Origin of the sequence: Nocardia transvalensis (assembly GCF_015477765.1) — a bacterium.
GTDB lineage: Bacteria > Actinomycetota > Actinomycetes > Mycobacteriales > Mycobacteriaceae > Nocardia > Nocardia transvalensis_A.
The window spans coordinates 60726-77657 of record NZ_JADLQQ010000012.1; the positions used below are offsets into that span (position 1 = coordinate 60726).

The following is a 16932-nucleotide window of genomic DNA, read 5'->3' on the forward strand; positions in this document are numbered from 1 at the left end:
AGAGAGGTCAGAGCGGCAAGATCGAGCGCTTGCGCGGATTGGGCGGAGCTTCCTTGTCCCGCAGCAGCGTCAGCGCGTGCCGCAGTTGCAGTCGGGTGGTGGACGGTTCGATGACCGCGTCGATGTATCCGCGTTCGGCGGCGACCCACGGGGTGGCAATCGTGGCGTTGTAGAAGTCGATCATCTGCTGCCGCACCGCGGGCGCGTTCTCCCCGGCCGCCGCGATCTGCTTGCGGCCGATGATGCCGACCGCGCTTTCGGCACCCATCACCGCGATTCGCGCGGTGGGCCAGGCCAGATTGACGTCTCCGCCGAGCTGTTTGCAGCCCATGACCGCATAGGCCCCGCCGTAGGCCTTGCGAATGATGACGGTGACGATCGGCACGGTGGCGGAGCCGACCGCGTAGAAGAAGCGGCCGCCGCGTTTGATCACGCCGATCTTCTCCTCCTCGACACCGGGCAGGACGCCGGGGGTGTCGACGACGAAGACCAGCGGGATGTCGAACGCGTCGCAGACCTGGATGAAGTGGGCGGCCTTGTCCGAGCAGCGGGCGTCGATGGCACCGGCCAGCACCAGCGGCTGATTGGCGATCACACCGACCGGGCGCCCGTCGACCCGGGCGAATCCGGTGATGAGGTTGCGGGCGCGGGGCTCACCGACCTCGTGGAATTCGCCGTCGTCGAAGATGCGCAGCAGCACCTCGTACATGTCGTAGGCCGCATTGTCCGAATCCGGAATGATCGTGTCGAGTTCCCGGTCGGCGTCGGTAATCTCCGGTTCCAGTCCGGGATTGACCAGCGGCGCGTTCTCGGTGCAGGTGGACGGAAAATAGGACAGATACGACCGGACCCAGTCGAAGGCGTCCTGTTCGTCCTCGGCGATGTGATGCAGGTTGCCGTACTCGGCCTGACTCTCGGCGCCGCCGAGTTCGTCGATGCTCACCTCTTCGCCGGTGGCGTCGCGGATGACGTCCGGACCGCTGACGAACATATACGAACTCTTCGTCGCCACCAGGACATCGGAGTTGATCGGGGAGTACACCGCGCCCGCCGCGCATTTGCCCAGCATCACCGAGATCCGCGGCACCAGCCCCGACAGCGGCGCGGCGCACCGTGCCATCCGCGCATACCAGGACAGCGAGGTCACCGCGTCCTGGATGCGGGCGCCGCCGGAATCGTTGATCGTGATCATCGGGCAGCCGACCCGGTAGGCCAGTTCGGCGGCCCAGGCCACCTTGCGGCCGAACATCTCGCCGACGCTGCCGCCGTGCACGGTCTGATCGTGGGCGACGACCACGACGGGGCGGCCGTCGATCAGGCCGCGCCCGGTGACGACGCCGTCGCTGTAGAGTGCGTCCGGATTGCCGGGATGTTTGACCAGCGCGCCGATTTCGATGAACGAACCGGGATCCAGCAGCATGTCGATGCGCCGGCGCGCGCTCGGAATACCTTTCGCCGCCCGCTTGCGGATGCCGACCTCACCGGCCGGTTCGGCGGCGGCGTCCAGCCGTTTGCGCAGCTCGACCAATTTCTCGGCGGTGGTCATGCCGACCGCCTCGGCGCCATCAGAGCCATCAGCACTCCTCGTGAAACCTGCTGTGTTCCATAGCGAAAGCCTGTGGAATCAAATTCGGCATCGAGATTTCGTACTGCATGTCCCACAACGTTGAGGGAGTGATGGAGTAAATCTACAGCAACCCAGCGGTTCGGCAATCCGGGTAGCAGTGATAGTTACCACAGCTATGTATTGAAAAATAGGTAATCTCGCAACGCCTGCAAGGAATTACTACGGTGCAATCTCGCGATATGCACGTTTTGTCGCAACATCGTCGGCAGAGTCTGCCGCCGATTCGTTCCGCAGCGGCATCTCCTTCCAGAACAGCACCAGAATCAGTGCGAGCAGTGCCGTGCCGGAGGCGGCCAGGAAGACCGTCGACATGGAGTCGGTGAAGCCGGACTTCAACGGGGCGGCCAGCGTGGGGTTCAGCCGCTGAATTACCGAGCTGTCGTCGAGGACGTGCTCGATCGTGCCCCGATCGTGGTGGATCACCCCGCGCGCGAACTCGCCGTCGGTGGTGTCGCCGCTGTGCAGGGCGGTCGCCATGGCCTGTCGGAAGGCCGGGTGCGACGATGCGGCCTCGAGCGAATCGTCGATATTCGACGGCAGCACACCGAACAGCAGCGACAGCAGCATGGCCACACCCAGCGTGCCGCCGATCTGGCGGAAGAACGAGGACGCCGCGGTGGCGGTGCCCATATCGCGCGGTTCGGCGGCGTTCTGCATGGCCAAGGTGATGGGCTGCAAAAGATTTCCGAGGCCGAATCCCGTGATAGCCATGAATGTCATGGTCTGCCACAGCGGTGTATCCGGTGTCAGGTAATGGAACAGGAACAGCCCGGCGACCACCGCCGCGCAGCCGACGATCGGGAACGCCCGATAGTGGCCGGTGCGCATGATCAGCCGGTTGGACAGGATCGATCCGATCATCAGCCCGCCGACCAGTGGCAGCAGCTGCACACCGGCCACCGCCGGGCTCGTACCGCGCACCACCTGCAGATACTGCGGCACCAGAATGATGCCGCCGAACAGCGCGGCGCCGACGATCAGGGCGATCGCGACGCCGAGTGCGAAGGTGGAATTGCGGAACAGCCGCAGCGGCAGCAACGCCGCATCGCCGGATCTGGCCTCCACGGCGATGAAGGCGAGTATCCCGAAGACGCTGACCGTGTAGCAGGTCAGTGCCAACGGGCTGGTCCATCCCCAGGTGCGTCCCTGTTCGGCCACCACCAGCAGGGGTGTCAGGCCGATCGCGAAGGCAGCGGTCCCCAGCCAGTCGACCGAAGCGTCGATGCGCTGCTGGGCGGGCAGGCGGACGACCCGATACACCACCGCGAGCGCGAGCAGGCCGATCGGGACGTTGATGAGGAACACCCACCGCCATCCGGTGATGCCGAGAATGCTGTGCTGTGCGGCCAGGACGCCGCCGAGTACCGGGCCGATCACGCTGGCGGCGGCCCAGGTGGCCAGGAAGTGTCCCTGATAGCGGGCGCGTTCGCGCGGGCTGACGATATCGCCCAGGACGGCCGAGGCCAGCGCGGTCAGGCCGCCCGCGCCGACGCCTTGCAGGGCGCGAAAGACGGCCAGCGTCGTAATCGACTGCGCCACCGTGCACAGCAGCGATCCGGCGACGAATATCACGATGGCGGCGAGCAGATAGGGACGGCGTCCGTGCATATCGGACAATTTTCCGTACAGCGGCATCGTCAATGTCGCCGTAATCAAATACGCCGTCGTAACCCAGGCCTGGGCGGAATAGCCGCCCAGGTCGTCGGCAATTGTTCGGACCGACGTCGCGGTGATGGTCTGGTCCAGGGCCGCCATGAGCATTCCGAGAACCAGACCGCCCATAATTGCGAGGATCTGTCGGTGGGTGAACCCTGCGGATGTGGTTGTAGGTACCGACATCGGCAAACCCCTCGAATAGGAGGTGCGAAGCACGGGTTGATTCACGATAACCACGTGCACGTCGGGACACTACGGTGATGGTGGTCACAGATTTGTCCGGGAAATACCTCGCCGCATCACAGGTGGCTGCGGATGGCCCACAGGTCGGCGAATACGGGCCGGAACAGCGTGCCGCGCAGATAATCCGCGCCCGAGGAGCCGCCGGTGCCGGGCTTGTCACCGATGGTGCGCCGCACCATCATGACGTGCCGGTAGCGCCATTCCTGCAGTCCCTCGTCCAGATCGACGAGGCGTTCGGCCACCTGTGCGGCGGCGCCGTCGTCGGTGTAGACGGTGAGCAACACCTGCTGCACTCGAGGTGTGGCCTCGATCGGTTGTCGCACATCGCGATTCAGGGTTTCGGTGGGCACCGGATAGCCCTGGGTGGCCAGGTAGCGCAGGAACGAGTCGTACAGCGACGGCCGCGCCATGGCGGCAAGGATGCGTTCGCGGCCGGGGCTGCCGTCCGGATAGTGCGCGAAGGCGCGGTCGTCGCGGCGGCCGAGGACGACCTCCAGTTCGCGGAACTGTGCGGACTGGAATCCGCTTGCGGCGTCGAGCCGGTCGCGGAAACTGGTGAACTGGCGCGGGGTCATGGTTTCCAGCACATCGATCTGCGCCACCACGACCTTGAGGATGGTCAGTGCCCGGCGCAGCGTGTGCAGGGCATGCGGGGTGTCACCGCCCTCCAGGCGCTGTTGCAGATGCGCCAGTTCGTGCAGCAGCTGTTTGAACCACAGCTCGTAGACCTGGTGGATGACGATGAACAGCATCTCGTCGTGCTCGTCCGAGCGCGGGCGCTGCGCGGCGAGCACCTCGTCCAACGCCAGATATGCCCCGTAGGTCAGCGCGGGGGAACGGTTGTCGGTATTCAACGAAGGCGTCACCTGAGCATCATGCGCGGTATCCGGCGCGGACCGGGCGCATTTCGGCCATTGTTTCGCGATGCTGATGGTCGGTCCGCCCAGCCTCAGGCCGTGATGGGTAGGTATGCGCCGTGGTCGCCGCTGCTGTGTATCTGCAGTGGGCGCAGGCCCCAGGATCCGGCTACCGCTGCCGCCAGGCGCGCCAATTCCGCGGCGGACTCGGCCATTTCGGGCTTGTAGCCCTCCAGGATCCAATGGATTCGTCCGTCGTACTCGGTCAACCAGGTGGCCAGCGCCACGGGCTGCCGCGCCGCGCGGGGAGCGTCGAGGCCCTGCAGCACCGCGCGCTTCACGTGCAGCGACGGGGCGGCCGCACGCAGCGCGGGAGCGACGAACGGGTCGAGAAGTCCCATGTTCGAACACATTCCGACGGTGATCGGCGGCATCTCGGGCAGCCGGTGGACCACTCGCTCGGGCAGGACGTCGAGCAGATCGGGCGGCATCTTCCGGGGCTGGGAGAACATGCCGCCACCGACACCGGCGGCCGCCGCGAACGCCGCCTTGCTCGTCGTCCGCAGCGGCCGCAGGTCGTGGTGGTCCAGCCATTCGCGCTGCACCACGATCGGCACGCGGGTGAACGAATTCGAATCGTTCTGGTCCGCCTCGTTCAATATGCGCACGGCGGTGGTGAGCACCGGGGGAATGGCATCGATGAGGGGGCAGTAGCGCAACACGTCGGCGGTCAGCGCGAGAAACAGCGTATTGGCCGTCCCGCCACCGCGCTCGGCCACCGACTTCCAGTGCGCCGCATCGAGAGTGAGCACGACCGAGCGTTCCCGCCACCCGTGCGGATCCGGGGCGGGCTCGGAGTCGCGGGACGACACCGCCGCGCACAGGGCGGCTCGGTGCCGGGGATCCCGGGCGGCTCGCGAAGCTTCCGAAAGGGCTTGCCGCGCAACGCGGAGACCGCGCCGCAGGCCGTCGGCCAGTTCGTCGCGGAAGCCGACGGTGGCCGTGAGCCCGTCGAGGTTGACCAGTTCCGGTTGGACCAGGCCCGCCTCGGCCATCAATCCCGCGTGGCCGTCGGCGACGGCATGCGATTTGGTCAGGCAGACCACCATCCCACCGGTGCGGGTGGGCACCGCCGACAGTCGCCACCCGTGCCCCGCGTCGGGGTCGAGCGGACGCTGCGCTTGGGCATTTGCCCACGTCAGAGCGTCGGAGTCGGGGATCGGATCGGACTCCACGGCCAAGGGCAGCGCGCTTTCGGCGGGCACCCACCGGCGGCGGGCGAAGGGCACCAGCGGCCGGTGCACGCGGCGCGCCAACGGCCCCGAGGCCAGCAGGGCGTGCATCGACTGAAGCTGATCGGTGCCCAGGCGCCGGCCGAGAACCGTCAGGGTCTGGGTGACGATGGGCATTCCGAGGCCGTGGTGGAGCCGCAGAAATGCGCTATCGGTGAGGTTCACATACACCGGGGCGATCCGAGCCATGGGCTCTCCTCGGGGAGGGAGGCGGTAGCTGGTACGGCAAATAGCGCGGGTACAGCAAATGTACAGCGCATGGACTCGGGTGGATGCCGTGATAGTAGCCACATCAACATTGCGTCAAGACATGTTTGTCACGCATTCTCCCGCTCGATCGACCGCCGGATGGCACCGCGGACGCCGGGCACGGCCATGGCCCGCATCGTCATCTCGCTCAGCCACACGTGCAGCCGCGTGGGCGGGGCGAATCGGGCGGCTCCCTTGCGCGCCAACGCCTGTCGCTTGCCCACCATGGGGCGCAGCGTCTGCTCCCAGTGCGCCGCGGCGGCCGCGACGTCGTCCCCGTGTTCCTCGAGCAGCGTCCCCAGCAGGTCGGCGCCGAACAGTGCGAGGCCGACGCCGTATCCGGCGAACGGGGTGACGCACCACGCCGCGTCGCCGAGCAGCACGATGCGGTCGTCGCTCCATCGCGGCAGGACGACCTGGCTCACCGCATCGAAATACGCTGCTTCCGGGTCGGATTCGAGTTGGCACAGCGCCTCCGGCACGCCGCCGCCCAGATCGGCGAAGGTGGCTCGCAGCGCCGACACCGGCCCCTGCGACAGCTCCGCCGCCGGGTTGCCGGTGCGGTAGGTGAAGAAGGCCGAGGATCGCCGTGGTCCCACATTGATCACCGCGGCGGTGCGGCCCGGGCCGATGAAGGTCGTGCCCGCGCCCTCCGGCACCTCGCCGGGCACTCGCGACAGGGGAAATGCGGTCACGATGTGGCCCAGGTCCACCCGATGGCCGGGGCCGAATATCAACTCGCGCACGCGCGAATGCAGACCGTCCGCGCCGATCAGCATGTCGGCCTCGACGGAACTGCCGTCGCTCAACGTGATTCGCACGCCGTTCGGATACTGGGATGCGGCGCGCACGGTGGTGCCGAAGCGGATGGTTACCGTCTGGCGAACCGCCTCGTACAGCGCGGTTTCGACGTCGCCGCGGAACACCGACAGCATGCGCGACCCCACGACGGCCCGGGCGAGTTCGGTCGGCACCGTGAACTTCTCCCGGCCGTCGGCGTGCACGAGAATGCTGGTGAACCAGCCGATATCGCACGCGGTCAGCTCCGGAAGCAGGCCGAGCCGTCGCGCGGCATCGTAGCCGAAGCCGCTCAGGTTCACCAGATAGCCACCGCTGCGCCTGCCGGGTGCGCGCTCGACCACCAGGACCTCCCATCCGGCTCGCCGCAGCCGCAGGGCGGCGGACAATCCGGCGATCCCGGCACCGGCGATCACCACTCGGCGGTCCCGGGTGCCGTCGGGTCGTGTGGTCTGCTCCGGATCGTTCACTGTCCGCTCCTGACACTGGTGTGGTTCGAGGTGCTGCACGGGTTTGAGCATGTGCTCGAGAAGAGTATGAGCATGTGTTCAAACTTCGGTCAAGCCGCTGTCCGATCGCCGCTGACCGGCGCATACACTGGACGCCGTGCCCCGAGGTGTTGCCATTCCCGAGATCAGGCAGCAACTGTTCGCCGTCACCGAGCGGCTGATCGTGCGGGACGGGCCGGGCAAGCTGAGCGGACGAGCCGTCACCGCCGAGGCGGGTGTCGCCACGGGGCTGCTGTACGCCCACTTCACCGACCTGGACGAATTCCTGGCGCAGTATGCCGTCGATCGAGCCTTCGTCATCTCGGCTCGTGCGGCGACGCTGCCCGACCGGGCGGGCACCGGTGGGGTCGTGGCGAATCTGTGCGAGGCCGTGTCGGCGGTCCCGCCGGTGACGGTGATGGCCTCGACCCGGCTGCTGGTCGCCCGCCCGGACCTGATCGACCGCGTCCGCGCGGTGCTCGGCGACAGCACCGCGGGCCTGGAGGCGGTCGAAAGCGCGGCCGCGGCCTATCTTTTCGCCGAACAGCGGCTCGGACGTGTTGCTGCGACGGCCGATCCGGAACTGCTCGCCCAGGCGTTCGTCGGCGTGGTGCACCACATCGCGCTCACCGCCACCGCCGAATCGGATGTGCCGGGCCGGATTCGGCGCACGGTCACGGCGATGTCCGACGGGTTCACGGTGGCCGCTCCGCGGCATTGACATTCCCTGTCTGCGGATACTCGTTGACGTTCCCTGTCCGCGGGTACTCGTTGACGTTCCCTAGCTGCGGATACAGCTGACCGCCAAGGGTTTCGGTAGCGTGGCGACATCAGCGGGCGCGCTGGTCGACAGCTCGAAGGGGAGTGCAGCATGGTCGATGCCGAGGCCGTGGACCGGGCCGTAGTGGTCGACAAGGATATCTACGACGATCCACACAAGTACTATCGGCGCTGGCGCGAGAGCGGGCCGGTGCACCGGGTTCGGTTCCGCGGTCAGGAGTTCGGCGCCTGGGTGATCATCGGCTACGCCGAGGCCCGTGCCGCACTGGCCGATCCTCGACTGTGCAAGAGCGCGGCCGGGTTCTACGAGATATTCCGTCGCGCGCATCCCGACACGGACCTGAATCCGGCCGCCGAGGCGCTGTCGGCACACATGCTCAACAGCGACCCGCCCGATCACACCCGGCTGCGCAAGCTGGTCACCAAGGCCTTCACCCCGCGCCGGGTGGCGGCCCTGCGCCCGCGTATCGAGGAGATCACCGGCGGGCTGCTCGACGAGATGGCCCGGCACGACGAGGTAGATCTGCTGGAGGCGTTCGCCACGCCGCTGCCGGTGATGGTGATCTGCGAACTGCTGGGTGTGCCGTTCGCCGACCGTGCCGCCTTTCAGGCGTGGAGCAAGGTGCTCGTCGGCGCGGTCGGCGGTTTCGAGGAACGCAACACCGCCTCCGTCGAAATGTCGGAGTATCTGCGAGAACTGGTGGCGGCCAAGCGGATCCGGCCGGGTGAGGACCTGCTGTCCGGACTGGTTCAGGTGAGCGACGGCGGCGACCAGCTCGCCGCCGAGGAACTGGTGTCGATGGCGTTCCTGCTGCTGGTTGCCGGGCACGAGACGACGGTGAACCTGATCGGCAACGGCACCTACGCGCTGCTGCGCGACAAGGCACAATGGCATGCCCTGCGCGAGGATCCGGCCCGGATACCCGAGGCGGTGGAGCAGTTCCTGCGCTACGACGGCCCGGTCGGCTGGGCCACTCTGCGCTACACCGGTGAACCGGTCCGGATCGGCGACATCGACATTCCCGAAGGGCAACTCGTCTACGTCGTGTTGACTGCCGCCAATCACGACCCCGCCCGCCACCCGGAGCCGGAACGGCTCGACATCACCGCCGACGCCAGCGGACATCTGGCATTCGGGCACGGCATCCACTTCTGTGTGGGCGCGCCGCTGGCCCGCCTCGAGGCGCACATCGCGTTCGCCGCACTGCTGCACCGCTTTCCGGATCTCGCCCTGGCCGATCCGGCGTTCACACCGCACTGGCAGCCCAGCCTCCTCATTCGCGGGATGACCGAGCTGCCGGTGCGGTGGCGCTAGCCGATATTCGCCGACAGGTCGGGAATCATCCGGTATGCCTCGTCCTGCCAGGTATTCCAGGCGTGGATGCCGTATGCGGGGAAGTCGTAGACGGCATTGCCGCCGCCGAGGCTGAGCATGCGGGCCTGGAAGGCGCGCGTGTTGGCCAAAGCCAATGCCTCCAAGGCCATACCGTTGGCGGTGTTCACGGTGGGACCGTCGCCGGCACTGGGCAGACCGCTGGCGGCCGAGACCCACAGGCGGGTGTTGTTGGCGATCAGCTGCGGCGCGAAGACGAACGGGTCCATGCGCAGCCACTGCGGACCCCACGGCGGGGCCATCGAATCCACGTTGTAGCCGCCGGCGTCGACCATGGCCGCGCGAATCGCCTCGCGCATACCGGGTGCGGAGATATTGAGGTAGCCGGAATACGAGCCCGCGAAGCTGAACTGATCGGGATGGTAGGCCGCCAGGGTCAGCGCCGCGCTGCCGCCCATCGACAGGCCGAACACCCCGTTGCGGTCGGCGCGGAATCCGAGCCGGTCCCGCAGCGCGGTGCGCAGATCCTGGGTGAGGAAGGTTTCCCAGTCGTAGCGGTAGCTCTTACCCGGTCCGCCCGCGAAGGCCGCGGTGGCGCCGGAACCGCTCGACGATCCGATCGCCCCGGCCGGGACGCCGAAGAACGAGCTGGGCGCATTCCAGTCGGCATAGAAGCTGGACTGCCCGCCGACCGGCATCACCACATTGATGTTCCAGGAGGCCAGCACGTCGGCGACGTTGGTCTCGATCTCCCAGCCGTTGAGATCCTGACCGGCGCGCATCCCGTCGAGGGCGTAGACGACCCTGTTGGTGTTGCCGTCGGCCGCACGCACGATGCGGGTCTTGACCGGGCCCATCGAGGCGGAGTCGACCCAGAAGTCGAATCCCGCGGGGCTGAGGGCCGCCGAGGCCGTCGCCCCGGAACCGATCACCGAGATGCCCAGCGGTGCCAGCATCGCCACCGCGATGCCCAGGACCGACCGCCGCAACCACGAGCTCGATTTCACCGAACCGCGCACCGATCGCATGATGTGGACCTTTCGCTCGAGCGGCCGCCACGGGCCGCAGGGCAGTGCGGGACCCGCCCTCATCGGCGGGTCGCGCACGAGCGCACGAGGTGCTGCGCTCGCGATGGGTATCGGTCAACGGTCCATATGTGTTGCCGAAAATTTGCCCAAAATACTGTGATGTGCAGCACTGCCCATATGAGCTGGTGTGATAAATGGGGCGAATGGTTAGCGGCGAATGCCCAGCAGGGCGTCGCTCTGCTTGTGGACCGTGGTCTGTATGGCGTCCACGACCGTGGCCACCTCCGGGCGGCGCAGCGTCTCGGCCCGCGCCACCAGCCAATAGGTCAGCCGCACGGCCACCCGCTCGGGTAGCACGCGCACCAGATCGGCGTGGCGATCGGCCATGAAGCACGGCAGCAGGCCCAGCCCGGCGGCGGCGCGGGTGGCCTCGACGTGGACGAAAACATTGGTGGACGAGACGGATTCGCGCATCATGGGTGCGAAATTCGAGGCCAGATCCAGATCGTCGACCTGCAGCATGGATTCGATGAAATAGACCAGCGGATGATTCGCCAGCTCCTCGATCGTGCCGGGAATTCCGCGCTCGGCCAGATAGTCTCGCGAGCCGTACAGGCCCAGGCAGTAGTCGCCCAGCCGCATTGCCTGCGCGCGAAGAACTTTCGGCTCGCCGACCACCACCTCGAGATCCACGCCGGACCGCTGGACCGAGGCGCGGCGGGTGGCGGCGACGATCTCGACGGCGATGCGTGGGTGGCGGCGCTGCACGCGCGCGGCCGAGGGCGCGGCGATATAGGCACTGAAACCGTCGGTGGCCGAAATCCGCACCACGCCTTCGAGAATCCGCGTGCCGTCGGCCTCCGCGCTCAACGACCGGACCGCCGACTCCACGGCCTCGGCCGCGGCCAGCGCCTCCCGGCCCAGATCGGTGAGTTCCCAGCCGCCGGTCACCCTGGTCAGCACCCGCCCGCCCAGGGCCTGTTCGAGGGTGGCGATGCGCCGGGAGATGGTGGTGTGGTTGATGCCGAGTTCCTCGGCGGCCGAGACGAATCGGCCCGAGCGGCCGACCGCGAGCAGTACCAGCAGATCGTCCGCACTCGGGCGGCGCTGCGGGCCCGGCGGGGCGTTCACGTCTGCATTCTCGCAGATATGCCCTGCAGATCTGGGCATTGCGGGCATCGAAATCTGCACCAATACTCGTTCTGACCGCGGAATGTGTTGGCCATCACAGAAACCTGTGGATGTGGCCCAGGTCATGAAGGAGCAGTTCGATGAGGGCGCGCAAGGCAGTACTGGGCGGCAGCGGTGTCGCGATGGCGCCGACCGGGTTACGCAGGGTGGTGGCGGCCTCGATGGCCGGCACGGTCGTGGAGTGGTACGAGTTCTTCCTCTACGGCACCGCGGCCACCCTGGTGTTCAGCAAGGTGTTCTTCGCGAAGGGGACGAGCGACCTCGACGCCATCCTCGCTGCCTTCGTCACCTACGCGGTGGGTTTCGCGGCCCGGCCGCTGGGCGGTGTGGTGTTCGGGCACTTCGGCGACAAGTACGGCCGCAAGAAGCTGCTGCAGTTCAGTCTGCTGCTGGTGGGTGCCGCGACCTTCGCCATGGGCTGTCTGCCGACATTCCAGCAGGTGGGCTACTGGGCGCCCGCGATGCTGGTGATCCTGCGGTTCATCCAGGGATTCGCGGTCGGCGGTGAATGGGGTGGGGCGGTGCTGCTGGTGGCCGAGCACAGTCCCAGCCGCGACCGGGCATTCTGGGCGAGCTGGCCGCAGGCGGGTGTCCCGATGGGCAATCTGCTCGCCACGCTGGTCCTGCTGGTGCTGACCTCCACGCTGTCGGACGAGTCGTTCCTCGGATGGGGCTGGCGGGTGGCGTTCTGGCTGTCGGCGGTCGTCGTTCTGGTCGGCTACTACGTGCGGACCAAGGTCACCGATGCGCCGATCTTCGTCGCGGCGCAGCGCGAGGTCGAGCAGCTCGAGGCGGCCTCGTTCAGCGTGGTCGAGGTGCTGAAGCGTTATCCGCGAGGGGTTTTCACCGCGATGGGGCTGCGCTTCGCGGAGAACATCATGTACTACCTGGTGGTCACCTTCTCCATCACCTATCTGAAGGTGCACGTGAAGGTGGACACCTCGACGATCCTGTGGTGGCTGCTCATCGCGCACGCGGTGCATTTCGTGGTCATCCCGCTGGCGGGTCGGCTGAGCGATCGCATCGGCCGGCGTCCGGTGTATCTGATGGGCACGGTGGCGGCGGCGACGTGGGGCTTCTTCGCCTTTCCGATGATGGACAGCAAACACAATGCGGTCATCCTGGCCGCCATCGTCATCGGCCTGGTGTTCCACGCGTTCATGTATGCGCCGCAACCGGCGATCATGGCCGAGATGTTCCCGACCCGGATGCGGTATTCCGGTGTGTCGCTGGGCTATCAGGTGACCTCGATCGTGGCGGGGTCGCTGGCGCCGATCATCGCGGTGCGGCTGCTCGATTCGTTCGGGTCCGCGGTGCCGATCGCGTGGTATCTGGCCGCGGCCGCGGCGGTCACACTCGTCGCCGTCGGGTTCGCCCGCGAGACTCGGGGTCTGGAGCTGGCGGCTGTGGACCGCGCCGATATGTCCGGGCGGACCGGCACGGTCGAGGTGGGTGCGCGGTGAAAGATCTGAGCGGGCGTTCGGCAGTGGTCACCGGCGGGGCGAGTGGTATCGGCGCGGCGTGCGCTCGGGAGTTGGCTGCTCGCGGGGCGATGGTCACCGTCGCCGATATCGACGGTGTCGCGGCGAAGGCCATGGCGCACGAGATCGGTGGGCGGGCCTGGGCGGTGGATCTGCTCGAGGTGACCGCCCTGGAAGAGCTGCGGCTCGAGGTGGACATCCTGGTCAACAACGCGGGCGTGCAGGCCATCAGTCCCCTCGAGAGCTTCCCGCCCGAGCAGTTCCGGGCCATGCTCGCACTCATGGTCGAGGCGCCGTTCCTGCTGGTGCGCGCGGCGCTGCCGCATATGTACGAGCGGGGATTCGGGCGGATCGTGAATATCTCCTCGGTGCACGGGCTGCGTGCCTCGCAGTACAAGGCCGCCTACGTGACCGCCAAACACGCCCTGGAGGGCCTGTCGAAGGTGACGGCGCTCGAGGGCGCTCCGCACGGAGTCACCAGTAACTGCGTCAATCCCGGCTATGTCCGAACTCCCTTGGTGGACAAGCAGATCGCCGATCAGGCAAGGGCCCACGGCATTGCCGAACAGCAGGTGCTGGAGCAGGTCCTGCTCACCGAGAGTGCCGTCAAACGTCTCATCGAGCCGGACGAGGTGGCGTCGCTGGTCGCTTGGCTGGTCTCCGACAGCGCGGCCATGGTGACCGGCTCGTCGTACGTCATGGACGGCGGCTGGACCGCGCGGTAGGGGCGACAGCGGCCGGGCGGGGCGGGATGATGGGAGGCGCCCGCGGGTCTGAGGGAACAGAGGAGTTCACATGGAAGCGATCGTGTCCGTCACTGGCGGCAAGGTGCGGGGGATCACCCGGGACGGGGTGAGCACCTTCCTCGGCATCCCCTATGCGGCGGCCCCGGTGGGCCCGGCCCGGTGGGAGCTGCCGAAGCCGGTGCCGGACTGGGCCGGAATCCGCGACGCCACCGAGTACGGCGCCACCTGCGTGCAGGCACCGTATCCGGCGCCGATCCACGCGCTCCTCGGCAGCGACGGTATTCCGGGCGACGAATACCTGAACGTGAACGTGTGGACCCCCGAGCCGGGTGGCGCGGGGCTTCCGGTCATGGTGTGGATTCACGGCGGGGCGTTCGTCCGCGGCTCCAATGCGCGAAAGATCTACGACGGCAGCGCTTTCGCCCGCGACGGCGTGGTGGTGGTGTCGATCAACTACCGGCTCGGGGCGTCGGGCTTCGCCGCGGTGCCGGGGGCGCCGCTCAATCGCGGGCTGCACGACCAGATCTTCGCGCTGCGGTGGGTGCAGGACAACGTCGCGGCCTTCGGCGGCGACCCCGGCAATGTGACCATCTTCGGGGAGTCCGCCGGGGGAATGAGCGTGGTCGCCTTGGTGGCGTCGCCGCGCCCCCGGGGACTGTTCCGGCGGGCAATCGTGCAGAGCGCCAACGGTTCCGCGGTGGCCTCCGCCGCCGACGCCCGCGTGCTGGCCGGGAGGCTGGCCGACGAACTCGGGATCGAGCCGACCGCCGAGGCTTTCGGCGGCCTCGGGGCGAAACAGCTACTGGACGGCCAGAATGCGATCGCCCTGCAGGTGATGACGAATCCGGATCCGGAGCGCTGGGGTGCGTCGGTGATCACCAACGGGCTCGGCATCATGAGTTTCTATCCGGTGCTGGACGACGATGTGGTTCCGATCGCGCCTACCGAAGCCCTTGTCACCCAGCCCGGTTCGTCGGTTCCCCTGATCGTCGGCTGGACCGCCGACGACTTCCGGTTCTTCACCTTTCCGACCGGTATCGCCGATGCGATCACCGACGACACCCTGCCGATCGTGCTGTCGCGCTACGGGCTCGACATATCGCTCGCCGAGCTCTACTCCGCCCACCGGCCCGGTGCCTCGGCCGCCGATGTCTTCGCGGCACTCGTCACCGATCTGGTGTTCCGCTACGACGTCATGCGGATCGCCGAGGCCACCGCGGCGGCCGGTGTTCCGACCTTCGCTTACGAATTCGCTTGGCATTCGGGCGTCGACAACCTGCGCGCCTGCCACGTCCTCGAGGTGCCGTTCGTGTTCGATCAGATCGATCACGCGCACACCCTGACCGGCCCCACTCCGCCGCAGCGGCTGGCCGACGAAACCCACGGCGCCTGGGTCGGTTTCGGCACCAACGGTGATCCGGGTTGGCCGCGCTTCGAGCCCGCCACCCGGCTCGTCCACACCTTCGATTTCCCGCAGTCGACCGATGTGTCCGATCCGCGCGGTGACGAACTGCGCGCTCTGCACCAGTGGTGGGCGCGCAAGTAACCGGCCGTTTCACGATTTTCATCGCTGTGCACGAAGGCTCGGTTCGGGCTTGACACGTGACCATTTGGTCACATATTTTTTCTGCGTGACCGACGACGACCTAGTGTTCAAGGCGCTCGCCGATCCCAGCCGTCGGTTTCTGCTCGATCTGCTGTTCGCGCGGGAGGGCCGCACGCTGGGGGAGTTGGAGGCGCAGTTGGAGATGACCCGCTTCGGTGTTGCCAAACATCTGCGGGTTCTCGAGGACGCCGGGCTCGTGGTCGCACGCCGCTCGGGGCGGGAGAAGCTGCACTTTCTCAACCCGGTTCCGATCCGGCTGATCCACGACCGGTGGATCGACAAATTCACCGAGCGACCCGTCGCGGCGCTCGTCGATCTGAAATATGAACTGGAGCAAGCGATGACGACATCCGACGTCGGTTCCGAGACCGCCGAGCGGACCGTTCAGGTCTATCGGGTCTACATCAAGGCCGCCCCGCAGCAGATCTGGGACGCGATCACCCGCCCGGAGTGGACCGTGAAATTCGGGTACCAGGGGGCCGTCGAGTACGACCTCCGTCCCGGCGGTGCATTCCGGGCACTGGCCAGTGCAGAGATGAAGCAGCACGGCGCCGACGACGTCGTGATCGACGGCGAGGTTCTCGAATCCGATCCGCCGCGGCGGTTGGTGCAGACCTGGCGGGCCTTGTTCTTCGGCGAGGACTACACGCGCCTGACCTACGAGATCGAGGACGAGGGCAACGGCGTCTCCATCCTGACCGTCACCCATGATGTGACCGGCGCCCCGCAGACCGCCGCCCAGTGTGCCGGTGAGATCCCGGGCGCCGGCGGCGGCTGGAACCAGACCCTGAGCGACCTGAAGAGCCTGCTCGAAACCGGCCACTCCCTCTACGGCTGACCCACCTCCACGGTCACCCACACCGCGAAATCCGGTGTGGGTGACCATTCTTCACACCTCAGGAATCTCCATGTCCACCCGTTCCACTCCCGTGCCGGGCACCGTCTTCACCTTCCCCACGGTTCGACTGCTTCTGGCCTGCGGTATCGCGGCCGGGCCGCTGTTCAGCGCGACGATCATCGTCCAGGCGATGACCAGATACGGATTCGATGCGCGCCGCCACCCGCTCAGCCTGTTGGCGCTCGGCGAGCACGGCTGGGTCCAGACCGCCAATTTCCTGCTCAGCGGAGTTCTCGTCGTCGCCGGTGTGATCGGCCTGCGGCGTGCCCTTCCACTCGGCCGGGCCCGCACGTGGGTCACGACCCTGCTGGGTGTCTACGGCGCCAGCCTGATTTGGGCAGGAATCTTCCCTGCCGATCCCGCCGACGGCTACCCGCCCGGCACTCCGGACGGTGTGACCGAGGTCAGCCGGCACGGCCTGCTGCACAACCTCGCACCGGTGGCCATGGGCCTGTCGCTGATCGCGGCCGCGCTCGTCTTCGCCCGCAACTACGGGATCCGTTGGGCGGCATACAGTTTCACCGCCGTCCTCGCCTACCTCGTGCTCGGTTTCGCCGCATTCCCGCTGCACGACTACCGCCTCATGCTCATCGGCGGCATCGCCATCTGGACCTGGGCCTCCGCGGCCTGCCTGCGGGTACTCCAGGAACAACACTGAT

General features: G+C 67.4%; 14 protein-coding genes. 7 read left to right on the plus strand and 7 right to left on the minus strand.

Annotated elements, in window-relative coordinates:
* Positions 1-7: 7 nt before the first annotated feature.
* The 5 genes from IU452_RS30485 to IU452_RS30500 form a co-directional block, all read right to left on the minus strand.
* Positions 8-1546, minus strand: coding sequence for an acyl-CoA carboxylase subunit beta (locus IU452_RS30485; RefSeq protein ID WP_195112665.1), 1539 nt, complete (start codon positions 1544-1546; stop codon positions 8-10).
* A gap of 240 nt (positions 1547-1786) precedes the next feature.
* Positions 1787-3466, minus strand: a complete 1680-nt coding sequence (locus tag IU452_RS30490) for an MDR family MFS transporter (protein WP_195112666.1) — start codon at positions 3464-3466, stop codon at positions 1787-1789.
* Between the two features lie 116 nt (positions 3467-3582).
* Positions 3583-4392: a tryptophan 2,3-dioxygenase gene (locus IU452_RS38610; RefSeq protein WP_324192912.1), complete on the minus strand. Its 810-nt coding sequence runs from the start codon at positions 4390-4392 to the stop codon at positions 3583-3585.
* Positions 4393-4475: 83 nt separating this feature from the next.
* Complete coding sequence (locus tag IU452_RS38615) at positions 4476-5864, minus strand: hypothetical protein (protein WP_228819043.1); 1389 nt, start codon at positions 5862-5864, stop codon at positions 4476-4478.
* A 128-nt stretch (positions 5865-5992) separates the two neighbouring features.
* Positions 5993-7192, minus strand: coding sequence for an FAD-dependent oxidoreductase (locus IU452_RS30500; RefSeq protein ID WP_324192913.1), 1200 nt, complete (start codon positions 7190-7192; stop codon positions 5993-5995).
* Positions 7193-7328: 136 nt separating this feature from the next.
* On the opposite strand from IU452_RS30500, the gene IU452_RS30505 reads away from it, so the two are divergent.
* Positions 7329-7931, plus strand: a complete 603-nt coding sequence (locus IU452_RS30505; RefSeq protein ID WP_195112668.1) for a TetR family transcriptional regulator — start codon at positions 7329-7331, stop codon at positions 7929-7931.
* Between the two features lie 150 nt (positions 7932-8081).
* Complete coding sequence (locus IU452_RS30510) at positions 8082-9305, plus strand: cytochrome P450 family protein (protein ID WP_195112669.1); 1224 nt, start codon at positions 8082-8084, stop codon at positions 9303-9305.
* On the opposite strand, the gene IU452_RS30515 is transcribed toward IU452_RS30510, so the two are convergent.
* Both IU452_RS30515 and IU452_RS30520 read right to left on the minus strand, forming a co-directional pair.
* On the minus strand, positions 9302-10351 hold the full coding sequence (locus IU452_RS30515) for an alpha/beta hydrolase (RefSeq protein WP_195112670.1): 1050 nt from the start codon (positions 10349-10351) through the stop codon (positions 9302-9304). The genes IU452_RS30510 and IU452_RS30515 overlap by 4 nt on opposite strands.
* Before the next feature lie 207 nt (positions 10352-10558).
* The gene (locus IU452_RS30520) at positions 10559-11521 is read right to left on the minus strand and encodes a LysR family transcriptional regulator (RefSeq protein ID WP_195112671.1); all 963 of its coding nucleotides are present in this window, start codon (positions 11519-11521) and stop codon (positions 10559-10561) included.
* A 101-nt stretch (positions 11522-11622) separates the two neighbouring features.
* Between IU452_RS30520 and IU452_RS30525 the strand changes: the two genes are divergently transcribed.
* The 5 genes from IU452_RS30525 to IU452_RS30545 all read left to right on the plus strand — a co-directional run bounded on the left by IU452_RS30525 (position 11623) and on the right by IU452_RS30545 (position 16931).
* Positions 11623-13005, plus strand: coding sequence for an MFS transporter (locus tag IU452_RS30525; RefSeq protein WP_228819044.1), 1383 nt, complete (start codon positions 11623-11625; stop codon positions 13003-13005).
* On the plus strand, positions 13002-13748 hold the full coding sequence (locus tag IU452_RS30530) for a 3-hydroxybutyrate dehydrogenase (protein ID WP_195112672.1): 747 nt from the start codon (positions 13002-13004) through the stop codon (positions 13746-13748). Before IU452_RS30525 ends, IU452_RS30530 begins: the two co-directional genes overlap by 4 nt.
* A gap of 70 nt (positions 13749-13818) precedes the next feature.
* Positions 13819-15315, plus strand: coding sequence for a carboxylesterase/lipase family protein (locus tag IU452_RS30535; RefSeq protein ID WP_195112673.1), 1497 nt, complete (start codon positions 13819-13821; stop codon positions 15313-15315).
* Between the two features lie 85 nt (positions 15316-15400).
* Positions 15401-16213 carry a metalloregulator ArsR/SmtB family transcription factor gene (locus IU452_RS30540; protein ID WP_324192916.1) on the plus strand — a complete coding sequence of 271 codons (813 nt, stop codon included), beginning with the start codon at positions 15401-15403 and terminating at the stop codon, positions 16211-16213.
* Between the two features lie 70 nt (positions 16214-16283).
* Positions 16284-16931: a DUF998 domain-containing protein gene (locus tag IU452_RS30545; RefSeq protein WP_195112675.1), complete on the plus strand. Its 648-nt coding sequence runs from the start codon at positions 16284-16286 to the stop codon at positions 16929-16931.
* Position 16932 lies beyond the last annotated feature (1 nt).

Bases quoted from the DNA above. Each gene is read 5' to 3' on its own strand.
- IU452_RS30510 (WP_195112669.1), top strand. From the start codon at position 8,082: ATGGTCGATGCCGAGGCCGTGGACCGGGCCGTAGTGGTCGACAAGGAT.
- IU452_RS30490 (WP_195112666.1), bottom strand. From the start codon at position 3,466: ATGTCGGTACCTACAACCACATCCGCAGGGTTCACCCACCGACAGATC.
- IU452_RS30520 (WP_195112671.1), bottom strand. From the start codon at position 11,521: ATGCCCAGATCTGCAGGGCATATCTGCGAGAATGCAGACGTGAACGCC.
- IU452_RS30525 (WP_228819044.1), top strand. From the start codon at position 11,623: ATGAGGGCGCGCAAGGCAGTACTGGGCGGCAGCGGTGTCGCGATGGCG.
- IU452_RS30485 (WP_195112665.1), bottom strand. From the start codon at position 1,546: ATGACCACCGCCGAGAAATTGGTCGAGCTGCGCAAACGGCTGGACGCC.
- IU452_RS30515 (WP_195112670.1), bottom strand. From the start codon at position 10,351: ATGCGATCGGTGCGCGGTTCGGTGAAATCGAGCTCGTGGTTGCGGCGG.
- IU452_RS38615 (WP_228819043.1), bottom strand. From the start codon at position 5,864: ATGGCTCGGATCGCCCCGGTGTATGTGAACCTCACCGATAGCGCATTT.
- IU452_RS30545 (WP_195112675.1), top strand. From the start codon at position 16,284: ATGTCCACCCGTTCCACTCCCGTGCCGGGCACCGTCTTCACCTTCCCC.
- IU452_RS30535 (WP_195112673.1), top strand. From the start codon at position 13,819: ATGGAAGCGATCGTGTCCGTCACTGGCGGCAAGGTGCGGGGGATCACC.